Annotated in this window: 33 protein-coding genes; 3 read left to right on the plus strand and 30 right to left on the minus strand. The window is 43.8% G+C overall.

From position 1 onward, the window contains the following. Positions 1–102 precede the first annotated feature (102 nt). From PFZ69_RS07780 to gerQ, 3 genes are all read left to right on the plus strand, one after another. Positions 103–1,194, plus strand: coding sequence for a S8 family peptidase (locus tag PFZ69_RS07780; RefSeq protein WP_270180435.1), 1,092 nt, complete (start codon positions 103–105; stop codon positions 1,192–1,194). 257 nt (positions 1,195–1,451) lie between these two features. After that, positions 1,452–2,198, plus strand: a complete 747-nt coding sequence (gene hemQ / locus PFZ69_RS07785) for a hydrogen peroxide-dependent heme synthase (RefSeq protein ID WP_270180436.1) — start codon at positions 1,452–1,454, stop codon at positions 2,196–2,198. 340 nt (positions 2,199–2,538) lie between these two features. Next, the gene (gerQ, locus tag PFZ69_RS07790) at positions 2,539–3,024 is read left to right on the plus strand and encodes a spore coat protein GerQ (protein ID WP_270180437.1); all 486 of its coding nucleotides are present in this window, start codon (positions 2,539–2,541) and stop codon (positions 3,022–3,024) included. A 34-nt stretch (positions 3,025–3,058) separates the two neighbouring features. Here gerQ and PFZ69_RS07795 read toward each other — a convergent pair whose 3' ends face one another. The 30 genes from PFZ69_RS07795 to flgC all read right to left on the minus strand — a co-directional run bounded on the left by PFZ69_RS07795 (position 3,059) and on the right by flgC (position 25,868). Continuing rightward, entirely contained in the window at positions 3,059–3,427 is a 369-nt protein-coding gene (locus tag PFZ69_RS07795) for a DUF423 domain-containing protein (protein ID WP_270180438.1), read from the minus strand. Positions 3,428–3,516: 89 nt separating this feature from the next. Then, complete coding sequence (locus tag PFZ69_RS07800; RefSeq protein WP_270180439.1) at positions 3,517–3,768, minus strand: helix-turn-helix domain-containing protein; 252 nt, start codon at positions 3,766–3,768, stop codon at positions 3,517–3,519. A 2-nt stretch (positions 3,769–3,770) separates the two neighbouring features. Next, positions 3,771–3,917, minus strand: a complete 147-nt coding sequence (locus PFZ69_RS07805; protein WP_270180440.1) for a YvrJ family protein — start codon at positions 3,915–3,917, stop codon at positions 3,771–3,773. Then, positions 3,914–4,480 (minus strand): RNA polymerase sigma factor, encoded by a 567-nt coding sequence (locus PFZ69_RS07810; protein WP_270180441.1) that lies wholly within the window; start codon positions 4,478–4,480, stop codon positions 3,914–3,916. The genes PFZ69_RS07805 and PFZ69_RS07810 overlap by 4 nt, the downstream gene beginning before the upstream one ends. A 156-nt stretch (positions 4,481–4,636) precedes the next feature. Continuing rightward, positions 4,637–5,074, minus strand: a complete 438-nt coding sequence (locus tag PFZ69_RS07815) for a YaaR family protein (protein ID WP_270180442.1) — start codon at positions 5,072–5,074, stop codon at positions 4,637–4,639. Continuing rightward, positions 5,071–5,538: a DUF6115 domain-containing protein gene (locus PFZ69_RS07820; protein ID WP_270180443.1), complete on the minus strand. Its 468-nt coding sequence runs from the start codon at positions 5,536–5,538 to the stop codon at positions 5,071–5,073. The genes PFZ69_RS07815 and PFZ69_RS07820 overlap by 4 nt, the downstream gene beginning before the upstream one ends. A gap of 14 nt (positions 5,539–5,552) precedes the next feature. Next, positions 5,553–6,338: a FliA/WhiG family RNA polymerase sigma factor gene (locus PFZ69_RS07825; RefSeq protein ID WP_270180444.1), complete on the minus strand. Its 786-nt coding sequence runs from the start codon at positions 6,336–6,338 to the stop codon at positions 5,553–5,555. Positions 6,339–6,363: 25 nt separating this feature from the next. After that, complete coding sequence (locus PFZ69_RS07830; RefSeq protein ID WP_270180445.1) at positions 6,364–7,227, minus strand: MinD/ParA family protein; 864 nt, start codon at positions 7,225–7,227, stop codon at positions 6,364–6,366. Then, entirely contained in the window at positions 7,211–8,392 is a 1,182-nt protein-coding gene (gene flhF / locus PFZ69_RS07835; RefSeq protein WP_270180446.1) for a flagellar biosynthesis protein FlhF, read from the minus strand. The genes PFZ69_RS07830 and flhF overlap by 17 nt, the downstream gene beginning before the upstream one ends. Next, a complete protein-coding gene (gene flhA, locus PFZ69_RS07840) occupies positions 8,389–10,425 on the minus strand; it encodes a flagellar biosynthesis protein FlhA (protein WP_270180447.1) in 2,037 nt (678 codons plus the stop codon). The genes flhF and flhA overlap by 4 nt, the downstream gene beginning before the upstream one ends. Positions 10,426–10,427: 2 nt before the next feature. Continuing rightward, positions 10,428–11,528: a flagellar biosynthesis protein FlhB gene (gene flhB, locus PFZ69_RS07845; RefSeq protein ID WP_270180448.1), complete on the minus strand. Its 1,101-nt coding sequence runs from the start codon at positions 11,526–11,528 to the stop codon at positions 10,428–10,430. Between the two features lie 4 nt (positions 11,529–11,532). After that, positions 11,533–12,309, minus strand: coding sequence for a flagellar biosynthetic protein FliR (gene fliR, locus PFZ69_RS07850; RefSeq protein ID WP_270180449.1), 777 nt, complete (start codon positions 12,307–12,309; stop codon positions 11,533–11,535). A 5-nt stretch (positions 12,310–12,314) separates the two neighbouring features. Continuing rightward, entirely contained in the window at positions 12,315–12,584 is a 270-nt protein-coding gene (fliQ, locus tag PFZ69_RS07855) for a flagellar biosynthesis protein FliQ (RefSeq protein WP_270180450.1), read from the minus strand. Between the two features lie 10 nt (positions 12,585–12,594). Beyond that, the gene (gene fliP / locus PFZ69_RS07860; protein WP_442865132.1) at positions 12,595–13,278 is read right to left on the minus strand and encodes a flagellar type III secretion system pore protein FliP; all 684 of its coding nucleotides are present in this window, start codon (positions 13,276–13,278) and stop codon (positions 12,595–12,597) included. Continuing rightward, positions 13,278–13,874 carry a flagellar biosynthetic protein FliO gene (locus tag PFZ69_RS07865; protein ID WP_270180452.1) on the minus strand — a complete coding sequence of 199 codons (597 nt, stop codon included), beginning with the start codon at positions 13,872–13,874 and terminating at the stop codon, positions 13,278–13,280. Before PFZ69_RS07865 ends, fliP begins: the two co-directional genes overlap by 1 nt. A gap of 18 nt (positions 13,875–13,892) precedes the next feature. Then, a complete protein-coding gene (fliY, locus tag PFZ69_RS07870) occupies positions 13,893–14,972 on the minus strand; it encodes a flagellar motor switch phosphatase FliY (RefSeq protein WP_270180453.1) in 1,080 nt (359 codons plus the stop codon). Next, positions 14,962–15,948, minus strand: coding sequence for a flagellar motor switch protein FliM (fliM, locus tag PFZ69_RS07875; protein WP_270180454.1), 987 nt, complete (start codon positions 15,946–15,948; stop codon positions 14,962–14,964). The genes fliY and fliM overlap by 11 nt, the downstream gene beginning before the upstream one ends. 30 nt (positions 15,949–15,978) lie before the next feature. Continuing rightward, positions 15,979–16,167, minus strand: a complete 189-nt coding sequence (locus PFZ69_RS07880; protein ID WP_270180455.1) for a flagellar FlbD family protein — start codon at positions 16,165–16,167, stop codon at positions 15,979–15,981. 47 nt (positions 16,168–16,214) lie between these two features. Beyond that, complete coding sequence (locus tag PFZ69_RS07885) at positions 16,215–16,988, minus strand: flagellar hook-basal body complex protein (RefSeq protein WP_270180456.1); 774 nt, start codon at positions 16,986–16,988, stop codon at positions 16,215–16,217. 73 nt (positions 16,989–17,061) lie between these two features. Further along, a complete protein-coding gene (locus PFZ69_RS07890) occupies positions 17,062–17,421 on the minus strand; it encodes a TIGR02530 family flagellar biosynthesis protein (RefSeq protein ID WP_270180457.1) in 360 nt (119 codons plus the stop codon). Between the two features lies 1 nt (position 17,422). Then, positions 17,423–17,839: a flagellar hook assembly protein FlgD gene (gene flgD / locus PFZ69_RS07895; protein ID WP_270180458.1), complete on the minus strand. Its 417-nt coding sequence runs from the start codon at positions 17,837–17,839 to the stop codon at positions 17,423–17,425. Positions 17,840–17,849: 10 nt separating this feature from the next. Next, positions 17,850–18,980, minus strand: coding sequence for a flagellar hook-length control protein FliK (locus tag PFZ69_RS07900; protein ID WP_270180459.1), 1,131 nt, complete (start codon positions 18,978–18,980; stop codon positions 17,850–17,852). Between the two features lie 20 nt (positions 18,981–19,000). Further along, positions 19,001–19,849 carry a MotE family protein gene (locus PFZ69_RS07905; protein ID WP_270180460.1) on the minus strand — a complete coding sequence of 283 codons (849 nt, stop codon included), beginning with the start codon at positions 19,847–19,849 and terminating at the stop codon, positions 19,001–19,003. Between the two features lie 21 nt (positions 19,850–19,870). Continuing rightward, positions 19,871–20,317 carry a flagellar export protein FliJ gene (gene fliJ, locus PFZ69_RS07910; protein WP_270180642.1) on the minus strand — a complete coding sequence of 149 codons (447 nt, stop codon included), beginning with the start codon at positions 20,315–20,317 and terminating at the stop codon, positions 19,871–19,873. Between the two features lie 2 nt (positions 20,318–20,319). Continuing rightward, the gene (gene fliI / locus PFZ69_RS07915; RefSeq protein ID WP_270180461.1) at positions 20,320–21,639 is read right to left on the minus strand and encodes a flagellar protein export ATPase FliI; all 1,320 of its coding nucleotides are present in this window, start codon (positions 21,637–21,639) and stop codon (positions 20,320–20,322) included. Beyond that, positions 21,629–22,426 (minus strand): FliH/SctL family protein, encoded by a 798-nt coding sequence (locus PFZ69_RS07920; RefSeq protein WP_270180462.1) that lies wholly within the window; start codon positions 22,424–22,426, stop codon positions 21,629–21,631. The genes fliI and PFZ69_RS07920 overlap by 11 nt, the downstream gene beginning before the upstream one ends. Beyond that, on the minus strand, positions 22,419–23,429 hold the full coding sequence (fliG, locus tag PFZ69_RS07925) for a flagellar motor switch protein FliG (protein ID WP_270180463.1): 1,011 nt from the start codon (positions 23,427–23,429) through the stop codon (positions 22,419–22,421). The genes PFZ69_RS07920 and fliG overlap by 8 nt, the downstream gene beginning before the upstream one ends. Positions 23,430–23,442: 13 nt before the next feature. Next, positions 23,443–25,083: a flagellar basal-body MS-ring/collar protein FliF gene (fliF, locus tag PFZ69_RS07930; protein ID WP_270180464.1), complete on the minus strand. Its 1,641-nt coding sequence runs from the start codon at positions 25,081–25,083 to the stop codon at positions 23,443–23,445. 21 nt (positions 25,084–25,104) lie between these two features. Continuing rightward, a complete protein-coding gene (gene fliE / locus PFZ69_RS07935) occupies positions 25,105–25,395 on the minus strand; it encodes a flagellar hook-basal body complex protein FliE (protein WP_270180465.1) in 291 nt (96 codons plus the stop codon). A gap of 26 nt (positions 25,396–25,421) precedes the next feature. Next, positions 25,422–25,868 carry a flagellar basal body rod protein FlgC gene (gene flgC, locus PFZ69_RS07940; protein ID WP_270180466.1) on the minus strand — a complete coding sequence of 149 codons (447 nt, stop codon included), beginning with the start codon at positions 25,866–25,868 and terminating at the stop codon, positions 25,422–25,424. Positions 25,869–25,872 lie beyond the last annotated feature (4 nt).

The raw sequence follows: 25,872 nt of genomic DNA on the forward strand, positions 1-25,872 counted from the left end.
CATTTAAAAGTTCTACTTTTCTGACTAATGTGCCGTTCCAAGAAACTCCTACATTGAGTAATATACTATAGAAATTGCTAGATATAGGAGGTGGCATAAAGAATGAACTACCTACCTAATCGTTTAATGGTGAGCTTCATTCCCACTCTTTCTCGAAATAGGATTCTTGAAATTTTTGATATGCTCAACACTCCTATTATTGATGAAATTCAAGAATTCAACACATACACCATTTCAACTGAACCTCATTTACTCAATATCATTGCTAAGCGCCTATCAAACTTCTATGGTGTAAAGCATGTAGACTATGATGGAATTATGGAAGCACAGCTTATTCCAAACGACCCTCTTTTTAAGTACCAGTGGGGAGCCTTGAAGATAAATTCAACTAGGGCGTGGAATGTGACGCGAGGTTCTACACTTGTTAAGATCGCCATTTTAGATACTGGTATCAACACAAGACACCCGGACATTTATGGAAAAGTAATTTTAAGCAAAAACTTTACGCTTTCCCCTACATCTCAGGATTTAAACGGACATGGAACACATATTGCTGGTATCGCGGCTGCCATGACAAGAAATGATGTTGGTATCGCTGGTATCGGGATAAACCCTAAAATTATGAACGTAAAAGTATTGGATGATAATGGACAAGGAAGCTTCAGTGACGTGGCTCGAGGAATCGTCTATGCTGTAAACAATGGTGCAAACGTAATTAATTTAAGTTGCGGAAGTGTTACGTCAAGTACCGTTATACAAAACGCCGTTCAGTATGCACAGGATAAGGGGGTTCTTTTAATAGCCTCAGCCGGAAACGCTGCTGCAAACCAACTTTTTTACCCTGCAGCATATCCTCAGTGTATTAGTGTTGCTGCATTAGAACGAAACGATACGATCGCTCCTTTTTCTAATTTTGGTGCCCCATGGGTGGATCTCGCAGCACCTGGGGTTAGCATCCTATCTACTTTACCTACTCAAGAAAATAAAACTGGACAAACTGATTACGGATACCTTTCTGGTACATCTCAAGCAACAGCATTTGTAAGTGGCCTCGCTGCTCTTATGCTCTCTCTTAACCCAAATCCCAACATTGTGAGAAATAAGTTGAAAGCAACGACTGTCAACATCGATGGTACTGGAACGCTTTATCAAAACGGTAGGATCAACGCGTATATTGCCCTATTACATGTTTAGGAATAGAATGTGCACATATCTTACGCCCACAAAAAGCGCCAACTCTTCTATAAAAGAGATAAATAAAATGGTAAAGTCAGCATATCAAATTCTCTTTGGAGACTGGTTTGCTGTCTTTTTTCCTTTTTCATCAAAAGCTGGAACATTCTTTAGGACAGATAGATCGTTCCACGCCTCAATCGCTTTCAAACAAGCAGAACTATTGGTATAGTAGAGGGTGGAGATTGATTGGATAATTATTAAGGAGTGGATCATATATGAACCAAGCAGCAGTAACTCTTGACGGCTGGTATTGCCTGCATGATTTCCGTTTGATGGATTGGACTGCATGGAAGCAGCTATCTAGCGAAGAACGTGACAACGCAATGAATGAATTCTATTCTTTCCTTGAAAAATGGGAAGCTACAGCGAATTACAAAGAAGGAAGTCATGCGCTTTATTCCATCGTGGGACAAAAAGCAGACTTTATGTTGATGCTCCTTCGCCCAACAATGGAAGAACTAAATGAAATCGAAAATGCGTTCAATAAAACAACACTCGCTGAATATACAATCCCTGCTTATTCTTATGTATCTGTTGTAGAGCTCAGTAACTACATGGCAGGCAAAGACAGTGACCCTGAGAATGACCCTCGTATCCAAGCACGTTTGAAGCCAGAGCTATCTGAAGCACCTTATGTTTGCTTCTACCCTATGAATAAAAAGCGTGAGGGTAACGATAACTGGTACATGCTATCAATGGAAGAGCGCCGTGAAATGATGCGCAGTCATGGACTCATCGGTCGAAGCTATGCTGGTAAGGTTAAGCAAATCATCACAGGTTCAGTCGGTTTTGATGACTGGGAGTGGGGCGTTACCCTATTCGCTGATGATGTTCTTCAGTTTAAAAAGCTTGTGTATGAAATGAGATTCGACGAAGTGAGCGCACGTTTCGGCGAATTCGGGAGCTTCTTTGTTGGAACTCATTTGCCGAAAGAACGCCTGCCTCAATTCTTATACGTTTAACTAATATGAGCCAACGAAAACAGCTGTTTTCGTTGGCTTTTTTATGTGCAATTCCCGTTTATAAAAAGGCATATCATCCATTATCGAACATACAATGAGTTACGAAGGGTCATGGCATTTTCCTTTATCTTGAAGCAGCGAAATGGATGGGCGGTTTGCTCGAATCGTCCCATGCCACTCGGCAAGTCATGCACTGTGGTTCTTTAAGCCTTCAGGAACTTGCCCTATTGTACGATCAACTGATTTCAGGAAGGTTTAAAGCTCACTGCTTTTATCAACCTACCGAAAGTGAGTGCTCAGAAGTTTACTATGGCTAGGAGAACGCTTAAGGAGGGTTACGATGAAAAATAAGCTCTGGAACAACGGTGGCGGCGGCTATGGACAGATGCCGCAGCAAGGACAAAATGGAATGGGGCAGATGGGGCAAATGGGACAGATGGGGCAACAAGGCCAGGGGCAGATGGGGCAGCAATCTTTTCCATCAGGATACCCGACGCAGGGCCAAGGGCAAGTACAGGGCGCAATGCAAGGGCAAGGATTTCCAGCTCAATTGGCAGTCGAGCAATCGTATATAGAAAACATTCTCAGGTTAAACCTTGGAAAAGTCGCGACGATCTACATGACGTTTGAGAACAACGAAAAATGGAATGCGAAAGTATTTAAAGGGATCGTGGAGGCAGCTGGGAGAGATCATATTATTATTTCTGATCCTCAGACTGGAAAACGCTATATCCTGTTGATGGTTTATCTTGACTATATTACGTTTGATGAAGAACTTGAATATAACTACCCTGTTCAACAAATGACCTCATATTCTCCAAGATAAATCAAAAAACGGCCTGAATGCTCAGGCCGTTTTTTTATAGTTTTAATGCAGCAACTGCAAGAAGAATCCAAGCAGTGATGAATGCGAGACCTCCTAGTGGCGTGATCGCACCAAGAATTTTAATTCCACTCAAGCTCAACACATAAAGGCTACCTGAGAAGAGGATGATCCCTGCAAACATGAGCCATCCAGCCCAGTTGATGAGCCCCGTTGATTGAAGCTTGTCTGCAACAACGGCAATGCCGATCAAACCAAGAGCATGATACATGTGATACTGAACACCTGTTTTGAACGTCTCTAACATTCTTTCTGACAATCGTCCTTCTAATCCATGAGCGCCAAAAGCCCCAAGACCAACTGCTAGACAAGCGTTGATCGCACCGATGATCAAGAAAAGTTTCATGAGTAACCCTCCGTATTGTTTCGTTCCATCTTCATCATAGCTAAAAGCGATTCATGCCACAACGTTTTTCATAAATGTTCATACATCATTCACTCCTCGCGCTTATCTTTTTCTAATTTCATCGCAAACTCCTCAAAGTCAGGTACATCATCCACCTTGTATTTCCCCACTGCTTCGCACACCTTCACGAACAGCTCCTGGCGCAGGTCGTCTCTCGCTCCAAACGACGTCTGTCTTAATTCTGATTGTATCTTTTTCTCAAATGTTTGTAGGATGAGGGAGAGTGCTTCCTCATCCTGCTTCTTAGCACGTTGTAAAAGGTTATATAATCTGCTTTCCATAGTTATCCCTTCTTATCAGATTCCTGCTCTGCAATCACGTTCGATAAATTTTCAACTTTTCGCTCGAGTCTAATGAGTAGATACAGTGATACAACGATTGGAAAACCTAAGTCACCGATCATCGTATTAATAATGTTTGTGATATTCATCGGATTCCCTCCTTCACGACTTCTCTTAATTTCTGCAGAGCACGTTTTCTGCGTCGGCTTACTGCCTGTTGAGAAACCCCTGAATCATTCGCTATCTCTGTGTCTGTTGCACCTTCACGATAGTAAAGGGTCAACACTTCTTTCTGCTTCGTAGTGAGTCTCTTGTACGCTCGGAACAGTGAATAGGACAAGAACTGCTGCTCAACTTCGTTTGAAGTATAGATCGGTGCACCTGCCATGAGATCGACCCAAGAATCTCCACTTTCCTTAACGGGTTGATCAAGCGTAAGCGGATACCTCATGCTGTTTAATCTACGTTTTCTGTCATAGTTTATCGCCGTATAATGGACTAAACGTGATACATATGCAATGAAACGAATTTCGGCGTAAAACATGTGAAAAAGTTGATTCAGTCGATTTAGTGCTTCGTTATCATTATCGTTAATCACATCGAGATAGCATCTCCAGCTTTCTTCATCTTGAATAAATGACCGGAAAAGGGGGTTTTTCATGAGCTCTCCATGAGCACCCTTTATCATAGAATATGGACACTTTTGCTTCATCCTCACCTCTCCCTTCTCTTTTGTGTAGGATAGAAAGTATCCTTTCTTGCAAAAATCACAACCACGAATTCGAACGTATGTTCTTATTTTAATTATAAAAAAACTCATGTGTTCGCACATGAGCAAATACTTCCTATTTTTTCTAGTATAAACGACCTAGAGCATTAAATCTACCAACAGACCTTTTACTTCTCCTACGAGTGATAACACGTGCACACCTGACTTTTCTTTTTGTAATATTTCTTCTTGAAGATCGACTAACTTCTGCTCAACTGTCTCGACGAGCTTATACGTTCTGTTTCGCCCTCTGTGGTCCATGCTGTTCTTTTCAGATAGTGACAAGCCCTGACCAACTGCTTCTTCAAGGAAATGCTTCACTAACCGTTTGTATGCCGTTAGGTTTTGGAGTGTTTTTTCTTTTCCTAGTACCTTGCCTTGTTCTTCAATCTGATGAAGCAGCCGCTGAAGTGCGGAGCCTTTCAACTCTTTTGCCGCTTCATTCATCACACCGTTGAACGGAGTAGGTGAAGATGATTTCATCGTATCTTTCTTAAGTGAATCGTGCATCACTTGAGTTGATTGCTGTATTTTCATAGCTGCTGAGACCTTCCGTGTATATTGACAATCAGTTCGACTTCACCAATACCGCAGTTCAAGAACTTTGCAATTTCTGTCATCGTAAAGCCTTCTTTGTATAGCTTGAGTGCTTGCTGCTTTCGATCGTTCCTCACTGAAGGGTGCTGAAGGACAGCCGCTGGCTTCTGATATGGCTGGTTTTCTTTCGGCTGCTGCGCCGGTACGCTTTCCTGAGGTGCAGCTTTCGACTGCTCAAGTACTCGAAGGCGCAAATCGATTTGCCCCTCTCGTTTTTCAACGAGTGTTTTCACTCGATCGATCAATTGATCGTTTTCTTCCTCGAGCTGTTCGATGTACGACTGCATACTCGACCTGACTTCTTCTTTTAAATTTGAACCTTTGGACTGCTTAAGGAATAAGAGAACGATACACAAAAAGCTAACGAGATGTAGTGCTATGCTGATAAAGATGAAGATTACCATTGTATTCACTCCGATTACATGGATTGTACATGTTCTTTATTCGCTCGAAGGGAACCTTTCATTCGTAGCAACGCTTTTGAATGAAGCTGAGAGACTCGACTTGTAGAAAGCTTTAAAATTTTCGCGATTTCTGTTAGAGTCAGCTCCTCAAAATATACGAGCGAGATTACTAGTTTTTCTTTTTCAGGTAGTCGATCGATCGTTTCGGTCAGAATTTCTTTAATAAAATGCTCATGAATATGCTTTTCAGGTGAATCTGCACGTTCATTCTCGATCACGTTGTACCGTTCGATCTGCTGTTGATCTTCTTCATATACAGGTTCGTCAACTGAAATCATAATCGAAAGAGAGGCGTCCTGTATCGTTTGTTGCACTTCTACTACCGACATCCCGAGGTGCTTTGCGACTTGCTCATCTGTGCAAGATTTTTGGTTCTCTTGCTCCAATAGCGCATACGCTTCCTCGATCTTACGTGCTTTATCTCTCACAGAACGTGGTACCCAGTCGTTTTGCCTTAACCCATCGATGATCGCACCTTTTATCCGCCAGTTTGCATACGTCTCAAATTTAAGATCGCGCTCTAGTTCAAATTTGTCGATCGCGTCGAGTAGGCCATTATAAGCAAAACTACTGATATCATCATGATGGACAGAGGATGGAAGTGCAGCCATATACCGTTTAACAGCATAATCCACAAGTGGTCGATAGAATGACACAAGATAGTTACCCGCTGCTTCATTTCGCTCGTTCTTCCATGCCTTCCAATATTCAATTGTCTGTTCGTCCATTTTGGATTTCATGGGATTCACCACCAATGTCTTCCATTTATTTATGAAACAACGTCTTCATAAGGAACCCTTTCACACCTAACTTATATTGTGTAGGAAGGTCAAGGTACGTCCTTGCGATCTGATTAACTGCTTCTGAGGCTTTCGAACGTGGGTATTGCAACAAGTATGGCGTTTGTGCCATAACGGCTTTTCTTACTGCATCATCATCTGGAATGTAGCCAAGCACCTCGATCGGCTTGTTCAGAAGCTGTTTAGAAGCTCGTAAGAAGTTTGCCGATGCCTGTTCTCCTTCAAACTCGTTGATCGTACGGTTGACGATGAGCTTGATCGGTAGTTGATCATTCTTCATATGCAAGGCCTTCAGCACTGCATAGGCATCCGTGATCGACGGTGGTTCTGGGTTAAGAACGATAAAGATGTCATCGGCTGCCTGAAGAAACCTCATGCTTTCCTGGGTAAGGCCTGCGCCCGTGTCCAAAATGATGTAGTCGACTTTACCTTGTAGACTACTAAATTCGTGAAAAAAGTGGTGAAGCTGATCCTCACTCATCGAAAACACCCGACCGATTCCATTACCCCCAGCGATGTAGGTTAGTCCGTTGACCCCGGTTTCAAGAACTTCTTCGAGTGGAAGTTTTTCTTCAAGCATCGAGATCAATGATCCTTTTGGCGTCACGCCCATCAATACGTCAACATTCGCCATGCCTACATCAAGATCCAGAATCATTACTTTTTTATCGAGTGCTTCCATACTTAACGCTAAGTTCAAACAAATATTAGATTTGCCCACCCCGCCCTTACCGCTCGTTACTGCGATCACTTTTGTCTTCCGATCGCGAGGAGTAGACTGAGTCTGACTAGTAACCTTCTCTCGTAGTTTGTTAGCTTGATCTGCCATACATCTTTTCCTCCATCACTAGATCAACAAGTGTTCCTTCTGTGGTCTTCAACATATCATCAGGCACGTTCTGTCCATTCGTAATGAGTGTGACTGGCAGCTTGTAATCTTCCATCAAGTTAAAGATCGGGCCTCTTGCTCTCGTTTCATCCATTTTCGTTAAGATGACTTCCGTTACACCCACGCTCTGAAAATTATCTGTGATCACTTTTAAATCGTTGTATCTGTGCGTCAAACTGAGAACGAGACTAATCGCGATATCATTACTCGATACAAGCTCTTCAAGCTGGGAAATATACTTATACTGCTGATAGTTTCGTCCCGCTGTATCCATCAGGATCGTGTCACACTCAGAGAGCTTTCTGATTGCAAGAGCAAGGTCATCAGGTGATTGAACGACTTCTAAAGGAATCCCTAGAATATCAGCATACGTTCGAAGTTGATCGACCGCTGCAATACGGTACGTATCAGATGTGATCAAGCCAACTGACTTTCGTTCATTTAAAATAATATCTCCCGCAAGTTTTGCGATCGTCGTCGTTTTTCCTACACCTGTCGGACCAACAAAGCAGCGAATCTTCTTAGGGGAATTTGTCATATCAGGGTATTCCAGTGTACGTTTTTGAAGCCCTTGCCTCATCCAGGTGAATGCATCTTCTTTTGAAAACCCTGGAGAAAGTTTCGCTTTCATGAGTAAATCTGCCATAACTGAGGAACGGATCGACTTTGAGAATTCATGGTCTTCGAGAAAGGCGTTCACAGGCTTCAGATGCACCGGTAACCTTTCTGTTTCCATCAACTGCATCATCATTTCCTTCATCGACTTTAGTTCACCCATCACATGGTGATCGTCCTCTTTCACGGGGTCGGGCTTTGGTTCTTGTCGTACCTCTTGAAGAGGCTCTTTGAAAGGTTCAGGTACTTGCTGTTCTCTTCGCTTCTTCTCTGATTCGAGCAGCGTCTGAAACTCGTCCTTTTTTTCTTTTTCTGCCTTATCTTCATCTAGTACAGCGAGGACTTCTAGTTTCGTCTTCTGAAAAAATCCGAGAAAGCCCCCTACTTTTATCTTCTTCGTATTTAAAATGACTGCGTCTTTCCCAAGATCCTTCCGAATCATAGGCATAGCTTCTCTCAAATGGTTAACGGTATATCGTTTTATTTTCATGGCAGATTGATCACCCCTACACTCTGAACTTCAACATCAGGTTCTAATTCGCTGTAAGATAGAATGGTTAAGTCAGGCATATATCGCTCAAGAAATTGTCTTAAATACATTCGAATAGCAGGAGAAGTTAATAAGATCGGCTGAATGCCAGATTGCTGCAGGCGGTTTACTTGCTGCAATACTTCCTGGTAAATAGCCTGAGACGTTTCAGGATCAAGTGCTAGGTAGCTGCCTTGATCAGATTGCTGCACAGATTCTGCAAATCGCTTTTCAAGTCTAGCACCAGCAGTTAGTACTTTTACCGCTTCACCAGGGGCTGCGATTTGAGCCGTGATCTGCCTTGATAACGCCTGTCTCGCGTATTCGGCTAACACGTCGGTGTCTTTTGTTCGAATACCATTATCGGCAAGTGATTCTAGTATCATATCGAGTGATCTGATCGACACTTTTTCTTTTAGTAACCTCATCAAAACTTTTTGAACATCACCGATTGTAAGAACATTAGGGATGAGCTCTTCTAACACAGCCGGTGACGTTTCTTTAACGTTATCTAAAAGATTCTTCACTTCTTGTCGACTCAGCAGTTCGTGCGCATGCTTTTTGATCACTTCAGTTAAATGGGTCGATACGACCGATGGCGGATCCACGATGGTATAACCGGAAAGCTCAGCGCGATCCTTCATCTCTTCAGTCACCCAGAGAGCAGGTAGCCCAAAGGCTGGTTCCACCGTTTCGATTCCCGTAATCGTTTCATCTTCCACGCCACTGCTCATCGCAAGATACTGGTTTAGCAAAAGCTCACCACCAGCAACACGGTTTCCTTTGATCTTGACCACATATTCATTCGGCTGTAGCTGAATGTTGTCTCGAATGCGGATAACCGGTACAACGATTCCTAGTTCAAGTGCGATCTGTCGACGAATCATGATGACACGGTCAAGCAAATCTCCGCCTTGCTTTTGATCTGCGAGTGGAATTAAGCCATAGCCGAATTCAAACTCGATCGGATCAACATGCAGAAGTCCTGTCACACTCTCTGGACTCTTCATTTCTTCCGCTTCTTCTTCACCTGCGGCGGTCTCTACTTCCTCAGCTGTTTGGTCGAGATTTCGTTGCATCAACCAGCCTGAGTAGATAAGCAACCCTGCGATCGGAAAGGTTAACAGCGGATTGATCGGCGTCGCGATTCCAAGGAGTGCCACTACGGCACCAACGATGTACAACAACTTTGGATATGCAAAGATCTGCCCAGTAATATCCGTTCCAAGGTTGCCATCAGAAGCAGCACGAGTAACGACGATCCCGGTAGCTGTCGAAATTAAGAGTGCTGGTATTTGACTGACGAGGCCGTCACCTATCGATAGAAGTGTAAACGTCGCCGCCGCATCTCCAACCGCCATTCCGTGAACAACCATCCCGATGATAAGTCCACCGATGATATTGATGAGCGTGATGACGATACCTGCGATGGCATCTCCTTTTACGAATTTACTAGCACCATCCATCGCACCATAAAAGTCTGCCTCTCGTTCGATCTTTTGACGACGTTCACGGGCTTCACGGTCTGAAATCATTCCTGCATTTAAATCTGCATCGATACTCATTTGTTTACCTGGCATCGCATCTAGCGTAAAACGTGCTGCTACTTCAGCCACACGTTCGGACCCCTTCGTTATTACAATAAATTGAATGATAACAAGAATAAGGAAAACAAGGAGCCCTATTACAACACTTCCTCCAACCACGAATGATCCAAACGTTTCAATGACCTGTCCACCCGTTTTGTTTGTCAAAATCGATCGGGTAGTGGAGACGTTAAGGCCTAGCCTGAAAAGGGTTGTAAGCAACAGTAACGAGGGGAAGATCGAAAACTGCAATGCCTCTTTCGTATTCATCGCGACAAGAATGATCGTCAGTGCCAGACTGATGTTCATCATGATTAAGAAATCCAGCAATAGTGGAGGAAACGGAATAACCATCATGATCACGATCATGATGACTGATACGAGTACGGCATAATCCTTTAATTTCATGGTTAGTTTCCTCCTCCCGGATAGCCTTTGATACTGTAAACATAAGCGAGCACCTCAGCCACTGCTTTAAACAAATCCTCAGGCACACCTTCACCAATATCCACTTGGTGATAAAGCGCGCGTGCTAAGGGAACATTTTCAGACATCACGATGTCATGTTCTTTCGCTGATTCTTTAATTTTTTGAGCTACGTAATCCATCCCTTTCGCAACGACGGTCGGTACGTCCATTTCGTTCGGGTCATACCTAAGCGCAACTGCAAAGTGTGTTGGATTCGTAATCACCACATCCGCTTTTGGAATTTCTGAAATCATACGATTCATCCCAAGCTCACGCTGCTTTTCTTTGATGCGTGATTTGATGAGTGGGTCACCCTCACTCTTTTTATGTTCATCCTTAATGTCTTGCTTTGACATACGGATGTTTTTTTCAAAGTCATATTTTTGATAGACGTAATCAAGGATCGATAGAAACAACATGAGAATCGCTACCGCTAATCCTGTTTGAACGATCAATGAACCAATTAACTCAAGGGCATCCCCCATCGAAATCTGGGAGATCACCATCATCTCTTCTCGTTTCCTCCATAAGACGATGAACGTGACGGCTGAGATGAATGTTATTTTAATTAACGATTTTAAAAGTTCGACTAGTGTACGAGCCGAGAAAATCCTTTTCGCTCCCTTTATAGGGTTGATTCTCTCAAGCTTTGCTTTTAGTGGGTCTGTTGCGACTAGAAAGCCTACTTGCATGTAGTTTCCGATCACTCCCATAACGAGTGAGATGCCCATCAATGGCGCTGCAATAATCGCTGCTTGCCAAACGTTCTCTTTCATCAAGAGGTCGAGGTTCTTTTCTGTGAGTTCCCATTCTGGAATTCTCATGATGTTTCCCTTGATCATCGTTTGAAGTCCCTCTACCATCCACCCGCCTATAAACGACATGAATAAGAACACGCCGATCATCATCAAAGCAGATGGAATCTCTGCACTTCTTGCAACCTGCCCCTTCTTCCGAGAATCCTGCTTCTTCTGAGGGGTCGCTTTTTCTGTCTTTTCTTGAGAAAAGAACTGTAGATTCATTTTCAAACGGTATGTACCCATCGCATTAACCACCCAGAATTTGAATAAGCTGGCCCATCGTATCGATCATGTCTCTAAACACTCCTCTTAATAAAAAGAAAAAGGTCGGAATTGTGACTAGAATCAACACAAACCCTACAAAGATCTTCAGGGGAAGGCCGACAACAAAGATGTTCACTTGAGGAACTGCTCTCGCTAATAGACCAAGAGCAACATCGACTAGAAATAACGATGCGACGATCGGCAGCGCCAGCTGAAATGCTGAGAAGAACATCCCTGAAAAGACTTCTGCTATAAATCTAGCAAGCGAATCACTCTCTGCCTGTCCAAGGAGCGATTCGGCTGGAAGAAGTTCATAGCTTTTAACGAGGCCATCGAGCATCATATGATGACCATCGACAGAAACGAGAAAAAGCAGCGCGAGCATGTACTTGAAGTTCCCTATGATCGGCACCTGAGTACGCGTTTGGGGATCGATTACATTCGCCATAACAAAGCCCATCTGAAAATCAATAAATGCCCCAGCAACTTGGACCGTGTACAAGATAAGGGTTGCGATAAAGCCGAGAGACAGGCCGATAAATAACTCTTTTATGATCAATAGTATGAATGCGAGATCTAGCGTCATGCTCTCAACTGAACCGATGCCCGCCGTTACTAACAGTGCGATAAAAAATCCAAGGCTTACTTTGAACCGTGCCGGAACGCTTCGGGTTGAAAAAACCGGGGCAACGATGAAGAAGGAGGTCGCCCTCATGAATACGAGTAAAAACAATGGCAGGGCGTTTATGACACTTTCCATTTACCTTACCCGATGAACCTATAGAGGTTTTGATAGAGATTCGTTGTATAATCTAGCATCATCGTTAACATCCACGGTCCAAAGAGAACGATGGTCAGCAGTACCGCAATGATCTTCGGTATGAATGCGAGCGTCTGCTCTTGTATTTGAGTCATTGCTTGAAATACGCTGACGATCAAACCGACACCGAGTGCGATGAGCAGTAGCGGTGCAGATATAATGATGACCGTGTACACAGCGTCTTCAGCAATCGAAATAACCAAATCCGGTGACATGTCGTCCTCCTCAGAAGCTTAATAAAAGTGACTCGACAACTAAATACCAGCCATCGACGAGTACAAAAAGCAAAATTTTGAATGGTAAAGAAATCATAACGGGTGGTAACATCATCATCCCCATCGCCATCAGCGTGGACGCGACGACCATATCGATAATAAGAAAAGGAATAAAAATAACAAAACCTATTTGAAAAGCTGTCTTTAATTCCGATATAGCAAAGGCAGGGACAAGTGCGGTCAATCTGATGTCTTCGACCGACTCCGGTTTTTCTAGATTTGCATACTTATAAAAGAGCGCTAAATCTTTTTCACGCGTATGTTCTGCCATAAATCTTTTGATCGGCATCTCAGCAGCATCTAGCGCCTCTTCCTGCCCAATTTCTTCGTTCATATAAGGTTGCAGGGCTTCTGCATTGATTTCTGACAGAACAGGCGACATGACGAAAAATGTCAGGAACAACGCAAGACCAATCAACACCTGGTTTGGCGGCATCGATTGCGTAGCGAGCGCAGATCTAACAAACGAAAGGACGACTACGATTCTAGTAAAGCAGGTCATGAGCACAAGAATTGCGGGGGCGATCGAAAGCACAGTCAGCAACAGGACGAGCTGAACGGTTACTGATACGTCTTCAGGTGCACTCGACCCAAAATCAAGGCCAGGGATCGATAAACCGATAACGAAATCCATCATAGTCGATCTCTCTTATCAGGATCGTGATCTTCCATATCCCGCTCCCATTTCGTTCGTTTTGAACGTTGACGGTTCAAACTGGATTGAAACAAATCCTTCAAGTCTTCTGACTGCTTTCGATTTAGAAAAGGAACGGTTTTCTGTTCTTCAGCATGAGCCATGATGACGTTCATTTCTTCTTCATCCTTAATTTCTTTTAATAGATTGATATTCTCCCCAACACCGAGCATATAGAGTGAGTTTCCTGCTTTTATCATTTGAACTGACTTGTTGTTCCCAAGCGGGGAGCCCCCTACCGGTGTGAAGATGGAATGTTGCTGCATTTTTTGCTGTCGCTTCGCTAGAAAGCGAATAAGAAGGTAGATCAGTCCAACGACAACAACCGTGTAGAAAACGAGTTTTATCAAGAGAACAAAGATATTTGTGTCCTTGGATTCTACTTTCGGAGGCGTTTCGCTTTCCTGCTCTTCAGCTGGCTTCTCTCCGTCTTCATTAAGCCAATCGGTAACGCTTCCGTTAACCGCTTCTACGTGTGGAGTCATAACAAAAAAGCTAAGCACGAGTGCCATGATGACTACGTAACGCTGTTTCACTCTCTAACACTCCTTGTTTTACCGCAACTTTGATAATCGCTCTGCTGCACTTAATATATCTGTCACACGGACACCGAAGTTCTCGTCGATCACGACGACTTCTCCTTTGGCAATGAGCTTCTGATTGATAAGAATATCGACTGGTTCACCAGCGAGCTTATCGAGCTCAAGGATCGATCCATGTGAAAGCTCTAGAATATCTTTGACGATCCGCTTCGTGCGACCGAGTTCTACAGTGACTTGAAGAGGAATATCGAGCAGCATATTGAGATTCCGCTCTTCGGAATAAGGGTTTTGCTTTTGATTAAAATTCGTAAACTGCACGTTCTGAATTGCTGGTTCATGCTGTTTCACTTTTTCATCATAAGAACGCTCAGGCTCCTTCCATTCGCTTGCTTGTGTTCGTTCTGTTGGAGGCGCTTCTTCCACCATTTTTTCTGTTGTTTGTTCCTGAAGGTCTTCTTCACTTACGAGCAATTCTGAGATCTGTTTTCCGATCGGTGCAGGCAGCACGTGGTGCACTGTCGTTTGAATGATCGAGCCTATCGAAAGGTCGAATGACGTATCGATCAATGCTCCACTTTGATTCAGTACGGAGTTGCTCCACTCCGATACAACTTGCAGGTTCAAGAATGTACCATTAAATGAAGATCCTGATGCCATACTCAGTCCTTTATGTAAGCTTTCCATGATGTGCGTGACGACCGATGTTAAACTCTTATCGATATTGTCTTCGTTCTCATCTCCGCTTACCACAGCCCAGATGTCAGCAATGTCCTGGGCATCTGGAGGATTCAACATGAACACCGCTTCACCTGAAGCCGCCCCTTCATAGCGGGTTGCTGCTTCTACATATGGAAAGGACACTTCTGAAATGCCTTCCTCTGATAATAGGTTTGTATGGATGTTCGATACGGTTACTTCCTCCATGAAAATAGAAGAAAGTGATGTAGAAAGGGTTCCTAAAGAGACGCTGAACAACTCGTTCAATGCTTCTAACTCTACCTCTTGGAATTGTATTGTAGATCCTTCCTTACTAGCTGCAGTTTCCTGGAACAGAGCATTCAGTTCTTCTTGTGAAAGGCGATCATCTGTCATTGCCCGCGTCCTCCTCTTCCTTAACCTCTGTAATTTGAATGGCCATACGGCCTTTCGAAGTTCCTGGATACCCATGGAACTTTACTCTGTCATCTACTTTAACGATGAGGGGATCTGAAACATTTTCGTTCAGTCGAATCACATCGCCGATTTCTAAATTCAAAAACTCTTCGATCGTCACTTCTGAATTGCCCAGTTCAGCAATAATCGTGAGGTCCGTCTTTCGAAGCCTTTTTTGCAACGCTTCACTCTCGAGAGGTTCAGGGTCTTTCTTTTGGTTCGATAGCCAGTGATGCGCTGATAACCTTGGCATGATCGGTTCAAGAACCACGTGCGGTAGGCAAACGCGCACCATCCCAGTCACATCTCCAACACTCACTTTGATCGTAACCGTGACAACCGTCTCGTTAGGAGAAACGATTTGAAGAAAGTGAGGATTCACTTCAAGCTCTTGCAGTTCCGTATTCAGCTTCAAAACCGAGTTCCACGCATCCTGAAAACTCTCTAGTATCTTACTGAAGATACGCTCCATCACCATCGTCTCGATCTCCGTTAAGTGAGATAGCTTATCTGGCTGAAGCCCCATTCCCCCGAGCATACGATCGAGCATAGCAAAGGCGAGGTCTGGGGATACTTCGAGCACCATCTGTCCTGATAGCGGCTTTGCGACAAAAAGACTTATGATCGATTGGTCTGTAAGAGATTTCACAAACTCTTCAAACGACATTTGATCAACTGATTCAACGGAAGCTTGTACGATCGACCGAAGCTGTGCAGATGAGTATGTCGTCATGAGCCGTGCGTAGTTTTCATGAATTCTTGTTAGAATTCGAATATGGTCCTGCGAAAAACGAAGGGCACGTTTAAAGTCGTATGTTCGGACACGTCGCCCATCCAGCGGATCAGGACCTTTAGGTTTATCATCGATCGCAGATAATAATGCGTCGACAGTTTCAGGAGATAGCATATCAGACAACGTTGTCACCTCCGTTCCTTTTACTAGCCACTATTTCAACACGTGTATATCACGATAAAATGCCGTTACTCTTCTTTTCACTTCATCAACTGGCTCGAGTACAACATAATGTTTTCCGTTCGTAAGGAAAATCATCGTATCTGGCGTTGCCTCAATCTTTTCGATATAAACTGCGTTAAGCGTAAAAGGTTCTTTGTTTAGTTTCGTAAGTGTAATCATAAGAACAGAACGAGCCGAGAAAGGGAACCTTCCTCAGCTCTTACCTCCTATCGTTTTAAGTTGACGATTTCTTGAAGGATTTCATCTGAGGTGGTGATGACTCTTGAGTTAGCCTGGAACCCTCGCTGCGCAACGATCATTTCCGTAAACTCTTCTGTAAGGTCAACGTTAGACATTTCAAGCTGTCCGGAAACCACACGGGATGCTTCTGGGAGACCTTGAGTGAAATCTCCTGATTTAGGGGTTTCCATATACATTGAGCCTCCGTCTTTTGATAAGCCTGAAGGATTGCTTACTGTTCCCATGCTTATTTTCTTATAAAACGTAGGTTCACCGTCCGCACCAATCATACTGATCTCACCTTGTCGGTTGATCGTGAAAGGTCCGTCTAGCTCAATCTTCTCATTATCTTCGCCGAGAACGAAGTACCCTTGTGATGTAACGAGTTCACTATCGTTGTTCACATAAAAATTCCCTGACCTTGTGAGCAAATCTGTCTCTGTCGTTCCATTGTCAGTCGTGATTTCACGTCTTACTCGAAAATAGCCATCTCCTTCAATAGAAAGATCCGTCTGCACGCCAGTCGTCATAAACGACCCCGTTGTGTGTAACGTATCGATCGAGCCTTCTGTTACCCCAAGTCCCACTTGCGTTGAGTTAACCTGTCGATCACCCATGTTCTGGCTCAGCAAGTCTTGAAACATCACGCGGCTTTTCTTAAATCCTACCGTGTTTACGTTTGCGATATTATTACCGATGACATCTAACTTTGTATTAAACCCTTTCATACCTGATACACCTGAATACATAGAACGTAGCATGTGTTTTCCCCCTAGATTATAAGTCGCTGCTTCAATCGGTCCACAGCGTTAGGCCTCCAATTGGTCCAGCCTTTTAAATGATGAGTGCAGAATCGATCTTTGTTACGATTTGATTTTCCATCCGGTCTTGCTTCATCGCAGTGATTACCTTGTTGTTCTTCACACTTACTACAAAAGCAAGGTCTTTCATAAGCAGAAGTGAATCTTGAGCTCCTTTTTCGCGAGCCGTTTCAACGCCTTCATTCAGCTTTTTTAGCTGAACATCAGATAGCGAGATACCTTGCTGTGACAATCGTTCTTTTGCATGATGACTGAAGGATACTGGTTTATGTAAGGATTTCTTCAGCTGTTCTGCAAATGCCGACGCCTTCTTTTTTGGGGCTATGAGCGGTTGATTAGGATGGTACCTCTCATGGACGTGTATATTCGTCATCTCACTCCCCCGTTTCAATTCGTTCTAGCGAAGAGATGTTCACCTGTTTTCCATCTTGAAGTTCTGCAAGAATAGCGCCTTCTTTGTACACTACTGCTGATACCTTCCCAGCACTTAGTACTTCGTTCTCTTTCCACTTCACCGTTTTTCCAATGAGATGAGCATGATCGGTTATTGAACTCTGCATTTGATTGTTTACAAATTGCGTGAGTGAACTGTTCATATTCGTCATTTGCTCAAGAGAACTGAACTGCGCCATCTGTCCGATAAATTCAGTATCTTGCATTGGTTTCATGGGATCCTGGTTGCCTAACTGTGCTACTAAGATTTTGAGAAAGTCATCCTTTCCGAGTTGTCCAGGCAGCTGCGGACGCTGTTGAGCAGATGTAGTTGCATTAGTAACTGAGCCTGTCTTCATACCACCCCTCCTAAACGGAATAATTTATTCCTATCGTCTCTTCCTGTTCATGCTCATGAGTGACGACTGGATTTTCTTCAACTTCATACTGACCGGACTGTTTCTCCCGGCGATTTCCCTGCCCAAACTGGCGTTGTCCCTGCTGCTGACTTTGCTGGTCTTGTAAAAGTGATTGCGTTGACTGCTGCACGACTTCTACTTTGTCGAGCTGAATCCCTTGCTGCACGAATGTTTGTCGCAGCTGATGTAACTGTCCCTCGATCATTTCTTTCGCTGCTGCAGTGGAAGTCGCGATTTGGGCTGTTACTTTTCCATCCACCGTCGATAATCGAATATCAAGCTGCCCTAGGTTTTCAGGAGAAAGCTTGATACGAAGCTGAGATTCTTTTCCGTTCTTCATCACTTGCATTCGTTCTAATAGCTGACTGAACTCACTTGTGAATTGGCGAGCTTTGATCACGGGCGTTTCTTCTTTCACCGTTGTCTGCGTAAGCGTTTCGTTTGGTTTAACTTGAACCTGCTCATTTTCTTCAGGTATTCGAACTGTAGCGGTTTCGATCGGAGCAGCTTGCTCTTGATTCAACGCTTTACCGGTCAAAGAACTTAAATCGATACCGTTTCGCTTTAAGAAAAGATGAAGTTCTGACTGCGATTGTTTTAGTAACACAGGCTCTGTTTCAGCCAATTTCATCACCTTCACGTTAGCTTCAGATTCTTCACTTATATTTGACGTACTTACGGTTTTGAGACTTTTCTGTTGTGCTGATTCAAACTTGAACAATTCTTCTTTCGTAAATCCATGTACCCCCGCTTCAGAAGACCCATTCTCTTTCGAGCTCCCTAAAAGGAGTTGCTTAAGCTTCGGGTCATCCGCTAACTTTTCCGCTAACTTTTCCGCTAACTGAATCGCTTGTGCGTGTGAGTTGCTAGGTTTGGTTTCGCCCGAATCGAGTGATGGCTCTTCTGGTACTGCCTCTGCAGGTTCTGCTTCTGCAGGTAAATTCACGCTTTTCTTTTCCAAGGTCTTTCCATCTGCAAGCATCGTCAATAGCTTCTCAAAATTAGAATTGCCCTTTGCGGTCTCACCTTTTTTTGCAGGAGCTTTTGTTCCATTCATAAGGGGTTGAATCGTATTACTCACATTTTCACCTCCTTTTAAACTCAATCGGCTAACTCTGCTACATAGGTAGACGAAACCGATTCATCCATTTCTGAAAGAATGAGCGTCCGCTTCGATTCGTTGAGTGCAGAAAGGATTCCAACAGCAACATCCTTTTCCTCTTTCACTTCGCTCATCGCTTCTAAAATGCCGGCTGCTTTCGTTTCTTCCATATCCTCCATTTGCTTTGCGAGATCTTCGATCGGTATCGAACTTTCTTTCCGCTCGATCGCATTCATCAGTAGGGAGAGCCTTTCCTGCATCGCAGCTACCTCTGGTTGTTCTGCTTGATCAAGGTCTCTTAGAGCAATCGTAATATCGGCCGCGATCGCCGTGTTCATTTTTCCGAGAATCGCAGCTTTTTCAGTACTCCCCATCCTATCGAGAAGGACCGCAGCTTCGTTTAAGGTAAGTTTCTCGATGATTGCCGCTGACTTGGATGGCGTCATCCCTTCGTACATAGAGGCGAGGTTTTGCTGTTTTTGTTCTAAATCCTCCGCATCTTTTGCGTTTTGTTCCATTTCATTCGTTAGTTTTTTGATTTGACTCTCGTAATCAGAGATTTCCCTTTTTTGCTCTTGCACCGTTCGAGTGAGTCTCTCGATCTCTTGCTCTTGTTCTGCGATTTTTTTCTCGAGATCAGGCGCTTGCTCATCATCGTCTAGCTCTGCCGCAAACGTATTCTGGATAAAGGCGAGTGGTTTTTCACTTACGGTTGAAGCGATTGCCTTGAGGTCATAGCCCATAAACGGAAGAATGATCAACAGTACCGTCACTACGAAAGTAAGCGGTAGAAGAATGTTATGTATGATGACTTCTTTAATCGATGTGGTCGTCCGCTTCTTTCGCACCTTTTTCACCCTTTCTACGAGCTAGCCATTCTTTAATTGCAAGTAAGCTCTAACTGTATTGAAGCTGTCCAATTCGTTCTGTTCGATAAGTTTAATTTCGCGGTTGTGTTCTTCACGACGTTTTTCCTTGATCGACTGCCACGTCTTTTCTTCTCTTACCTTCTCAGCTAAGTTTTCTTGATGACCAGACACCTGCTCATCTAACTGTCTGAGAGCCTCTTTCTTTTCATTGAGCTTTTGATCCCAAAAGGAAACGTGCGCTTCTTCTTCAATCAATTCAGTAACGGAAAGACCTTCAAACTGCCTTTTTTCAAGGGTTTCACGGAAGCTATTCACTTTCTGTTCGAGCATCGCTATTTCTTGTTCAAGATTGCTCTGAACTTTTAAGGTCTCCGCCATCTCGAGCTGTACTTGTTCTTTTTCGTTTTCTTTCATATCGAGAATGCGCTGAAACGGAAATTTGTAAATCGCTAATCACCCTTTCCAAACTTTGATAGAAGCCGCTCCTGACTCTCTTGAAATGTTGCTAATTCGTCTGTTCCTTGTTTGATGTATCTCTCGATCTCTGCATGGCTTGCGATCGCTTTATCAACATTGCTGTTAGTACCTGATTTATAAGCACCAATATTAATAAGGTCTTCAGAAGAGTTATAAACAGAAAGAAGTCGCTTCAATTCATTCGCTGCTTCCATATGTTCAGGAGGTACGATCTCCTTCATCACCCTGCTCACACTTTGCGAAACGTTAATCGCAGGGTACTGCCCTTTTTGTGCGAGCTTTCGGTCTAGCACAATGTGACCATCAAGGATCCCACGAACGGCATCTGCAATCGGTTCATTCATATCATCACCATCGACGAGAACCGTATAAAAGGCAGTGATCGATCCATGGTGTGACGTTCCTGATCGTTCTAACAATTTTGGTAATAATGCAAAAACACTAGGTGTATACCCCTTACTTGTAGGCGGTTCACCGATCGCGAGCCCGACTTCACGCTGAGCCATCGCAAATCGCGTAACGGAATCCATCATCAGCATGACGTTCTTGCCTTCATCACGGAAATACTCAGCGATCGAGGTTGCAGTGAGCGCCCCTTTTATCCTCTGAAGCGGGGATTGATCAGAAGTTGCTACGACGATTACAGATTTCTTGAGACCTTCTTCACCAAGGTCACGTTCGATAAAATCTCGAACTTCTCGTCCACGTTCACCGATAAGAGCAATGACGTTCACATCAGCTTCAGAGTTTCGTGCTGCCATTCCCATAAGCGTACTCTTCCCGACACCACTTCCAGCAAATATGCCGATTCTCTGACCATGTCCAACAGTAAGCAGCCCATCGATCGCTCTGACTCCGAGCTGAAAAGGAGTCGAAATTCTTGGTCTTGTCATCGGATTTGGCGGCTGTCTGTTCGTAGTGACTGATTTAAGCCCACTAGGCAGTAGGGTTTCATCTAGTGGTTTTCCTCTACCGTCAAGAATACTTCCGAGAATCGAATACCCCACCTTCACCTCTAACGGTTGTCCCGTTGCAACAACGAGGCAACCTGGTCCAATTTCTGAAAGATCATCCATCGGCATGAGGAGAACTCGGTTTTCTCGAAATCCTACAACTTCTGCCTCGATTGGGGTGTGGCCTGGACCTGGATGTAGATAGCAAAGCTCACCCATCTTCACTTCAGGGCCCATCGATTCAATGGTCAATCCGATCACCTGCGTTACTTTTCCATACTTTTGAACGGATTGAATCGATTCAAGGTGAGAAAGATAACGATCGACGTTAATGCTCATCGGTATCATTCTCCTCAAATAGTGCAAATAGCTCCTTCTTGATCTCCTTTAGCTGGCTGTGTATGGAAATGTCGTAACTTCCGCTCGGAGTATGGATCATTCCGGAACCGGGCGGGAGATCACTCATCGGAACAAGCTTTAAGCTCGCATGACCATCAAGCTGTTTCTCGAGTTCTTCCACCATAGGTGTTATATGAGCATAATCTTCAACTGAAACTTGAAGAACAACTTCCCCTCGGTCCTGAACCGTTTGCAGCGTCTTTCTGACCATCTCAGCAATCGACTCAGGGTGTTGTTTCAGTTCATTCATCATGACCTTCTTTGCAATCTCAGTACTGAGTGAGAGCAAGAACGGCTCAGCACTTTGGATCAATTCATCTTTTTTCTTGTAGGCCTCAGTAAGAACTGATTCCATTTCTTTTCGTTTTTCTTGAAGCTCGAACTGCACTTGTTGGAGACCAGCCTGGTAGCCTGCTTCAAACCCTTTATCTTCAGCTTCTCTGTATTTCTGTTCAGCTAGCTTTTCCCACTCTTGTTCCTTTTGTAGCTGCTTCTGTTCTAGACTCGATAACACGTGATCTTCTTCATTCTGTAACCTTGTTCGAATCGTGTGGTATTGATCTTCGAGTCGGATCATCTGTTGAAGTAATTGAGATTTCTTTTCTTCGACTGTTGATTTCCGTGATTGCAGCACACGTTGTTTCTTAGGTTCTACGATGTCTCGTTGACCGATCACTTTCGGTGCATCGTCTACCCCTTTATACGACTTTGGAATGATATTAGACAATCACATCATCTCCTCCGCCACGTGCGATCACGATGTCCCCTGTATCTTCTAGGTAACGAATGACAGAAACGACGCGTGTTTGAGCTTCTTCAACTTCGCTAAGACGCAGAGGGCCCATCAATTCGAGTTCTTCTTTTACTGTTTCAACTCGTCTGTTGGACATGTTTCGGAAGATGAGGTCTTTCACTTCTTCGCTAGCAACCTTAAGTGCGATCGATAGATCATCATCCTTCACTTCACTTATCACAAGTCTGATCGAACGATCATCGAGTAGAACGATGTCTTCAAAGACGAACATCCGCTGCTTGATTTCTTCAGCAAGCTTCGGATCGTCCTTCTCGAGAGCACTTAGAATCGTTCTTTCTGTACTACGATCAACGCCGCTCAGTACTTCTACGATCGATTCAACCCCACCTGTAAACGTGTAATCCTGTGAGCCGCTCGCATTTAATTTTCTTTCGATGATGTCTTCTAGCTTAGTAATCACTTCTGGTGACGTACTTTCCATCAAAGCGATTCGCCTAGCGACATCCGCCTGTCGTTCTTGAGGAAGAGCCGACAAGATCTTCGATGACTGCTGCGCATCCAAATACGAAAGAATAAGCGCGATCGTTTGAGGATGCTCTTGTTGAACAATGTTTAAAATTTGCTCTGGATCTGCTTTCCTTGCGAATGCAAAAGGCTTCACCTGTGTGTTCGACTGCAAGCGCGCAAGGATTTCCTCAGCTTTCTTCGGGCCAAGTGCTTCCACTAACACGTGTCTTGCAAAATCAATACCACCAGCAGCAATATAGTCTTTCGCTTTTACCATATGGATGAATTCATCCATTATGTTTTCACGATCTGCCGACTCAACCCTATTCAGTTCAGAGATCCCTAATGCTAGTTTATCGATCTCCTTCTCAGTCAAAAGCTTGAACGTTTGAATCGAGAGTTCAGGACCGAGAGATGTAAGTAAAATTGCTGCTTTTTGTGTCCCAGATATTTCTTTTGTTTTACTCACGCCACCGCTCCTCCTAATCTTCGTTCATCCATACTCTTAGTAACTTAACAAAGTCCTCTGGATTTTCTTTTGCGAGTTTTTCAATTTCATCTTTACCCATGATCACTTCAGGTGTCAGGTCGACTTCCTTTTCTTCATCTTCACGAGGTAGATAGTGATCTTCCGATTCACTCGGTGCATACGTTCGTTCGAACTCCTCGTATTCTTCTTCACGCTTTCCTCTTCGGCGGAAAAGGAGCATCGTACCGGTTATGAGAAGAATGCCTACACCTGCTCCAGCTGCGTAAATCGCCCATGGCGGGAGGATGTCGAGAGTACTAGAGAAAAAGTTCTTTTCAGGCGCAACATAGCCAGGTTTTCCTCTAAATTCATTTGCAAATACCGAGATTCGATCTTCTAAATCGGCATCTTCAAGAGGTACGTCACTTCCACTCAAGGAAGTACGGACAACATTTTTTAGTACGGTGCGAATATCTTCTATATGTGCTGCTGTAAGCGACGTCATGTCGTCTGCTATAGGAGGTTCAACACCGACGTTGATCGTAACGTCATCGATCACATAAGGACTTTCTTCAATTTCTTTATGGATCCGATTGACTTCTCGATTGATGCGTTCTTCAACCTTTTCGTACGAGCCATCACCATTCGCATCCGGATCGTCAGCATTATAGTTTGGAATCTCACCCTCGGCAGTTCCTGTACCATCATTAGCAACACCAGGATTACCCGAGTAGGTTTCCATGATTTTTTCAACACTGATATCGATTCCTTCTCCTGTTTCTTCATCTACAGGTTCAACTAAATCTTCAACACGCTTTTCTTTTGTGAAATCAACGCTCGTCATGACAGATACGACTACTTTGTCTTGACCGAGAAGTAATCCAAGCATTTGTTGAAGGTCTTTTTGCATGTCTTTTTCGATATCACGGCGAATTTGCTCCTGCTGCTGATACGCTGTGAGGGAAGAGTCAACTTTACTTTCACCATAATCAAAAGATGAGCCGTTCTGGTCCATCACGACAATGTTTTCGATCGGAAGGTTCGGAACACTCTTACTGATCACATGGTAGAGGCCGTTCACTTGTCCCTGATCGAGATTGAAACCAGGCTCTCTTGTCACCACGACTGATGCAGTTGCTACATCGCCTTCTTCATTTAGCCAAACACTATCTTTTGGTAAGGTGATCATGACTTTCGATTGCTGAATGCCATCGATCTGTTCGATCAGATAACTCAGTTCATTTTGCATCGCATCTCGTTCGACAACATCGAAATGCTTATCGGTCATTCCCATCCCCATGTTTTCGCTAAAAATACTATAGTTAACATTACCGCTTTTCGGAATTCCCTCAGCTGCCAAGCTCACTTTCAAATCTGAAGCATCTGCTTTCGGGACGCTGATCGTTGTTCCATCAGACGAAACTTCTACTGCGATTCCTCTCTGCTCGATCGCTCCTTTGATCTCACCAGCCTCTGTTGGAGTAAGATTGGAATAAATTGGCGTCAAATTAGGTTTAGACATCCAAAAAACGAGGAAAGAGAGAAGTAGGAGCGTTACTAAAAACGTCACACCTATCAACCATTTTGTTTTAGAGGAATAACTACTCCACGTCTCGCCCCAGCGGCTTTTCATTTTTAGTAATTGTTCATTCATCTGCCATCCATCCCTGAAGAACTACATTTGCATACGCATGATTTCTTGATAAGATTCGATCACCTTGTTTCGAACCTGTACAGTTAAATTAAGTGAAAGAGAAGCTTTTTGAGCTGCGATCATCACCTCATGAACGTTCTGTACCTCGCCTGTTACGAGCTTTTGAGACATTTGTTCGGATTCAACTTGATTCTTGTTCACCTGCTGAATCGCATCTTTTAACATGCTTCCAAAATCCCCTGTAGCTTCTTTTGGTTGAGATGAATTAGGAGCTTGAAGCGTTGGGCTTTGAAGCGCATTGATCGTGTTCATTTTTTTCCTCCCAAAGAGCTATTAAACTATTTCCCAAGTTCAAGGGCTTTCATATACATACTTTTCGTTGCGTTTAGAGCCGTCACGTTTGCTTCGTAAGACCTTGAAGCCGACATAAGATCGGCCATCTCCTTCACCATATCAACGTTAGGCATTTCCACATATCCATCGTCATTTGCATCTGGATGAGTCGGTTGATAAACAAGCTTGTTCGGTGCTCTGTCCTCGGTTATTTCGGAGACTTTCACTCCAGAAGAAGATGAATTCCTCTGCCCCATCGCAGATTGAAGCTGACTCTCAAAAGAGTTTTCTTGAAGTTGAACGACTTTTCTCTTATACGGTTGCCATTCACCATCTACCAGCTCTCCCCGAGTCGTTTCAGCGTTGGCAATGTTGGACGAAACGACATCCATTCGTAAACGATTTGCTGTAAGACCTGAAGCACTCGTATTGAATCCGTTAAACAATTTCATTTCG

It is taken from the genome of Alkalihalobacillus sp. CinArs1 (genome assembly GCF_947387515.1).
Taxonomy (GTDB): Bacteria; Bacillota; Bacilli; order Bacillales; family Guptibacillaceae; genus Guptibacillus.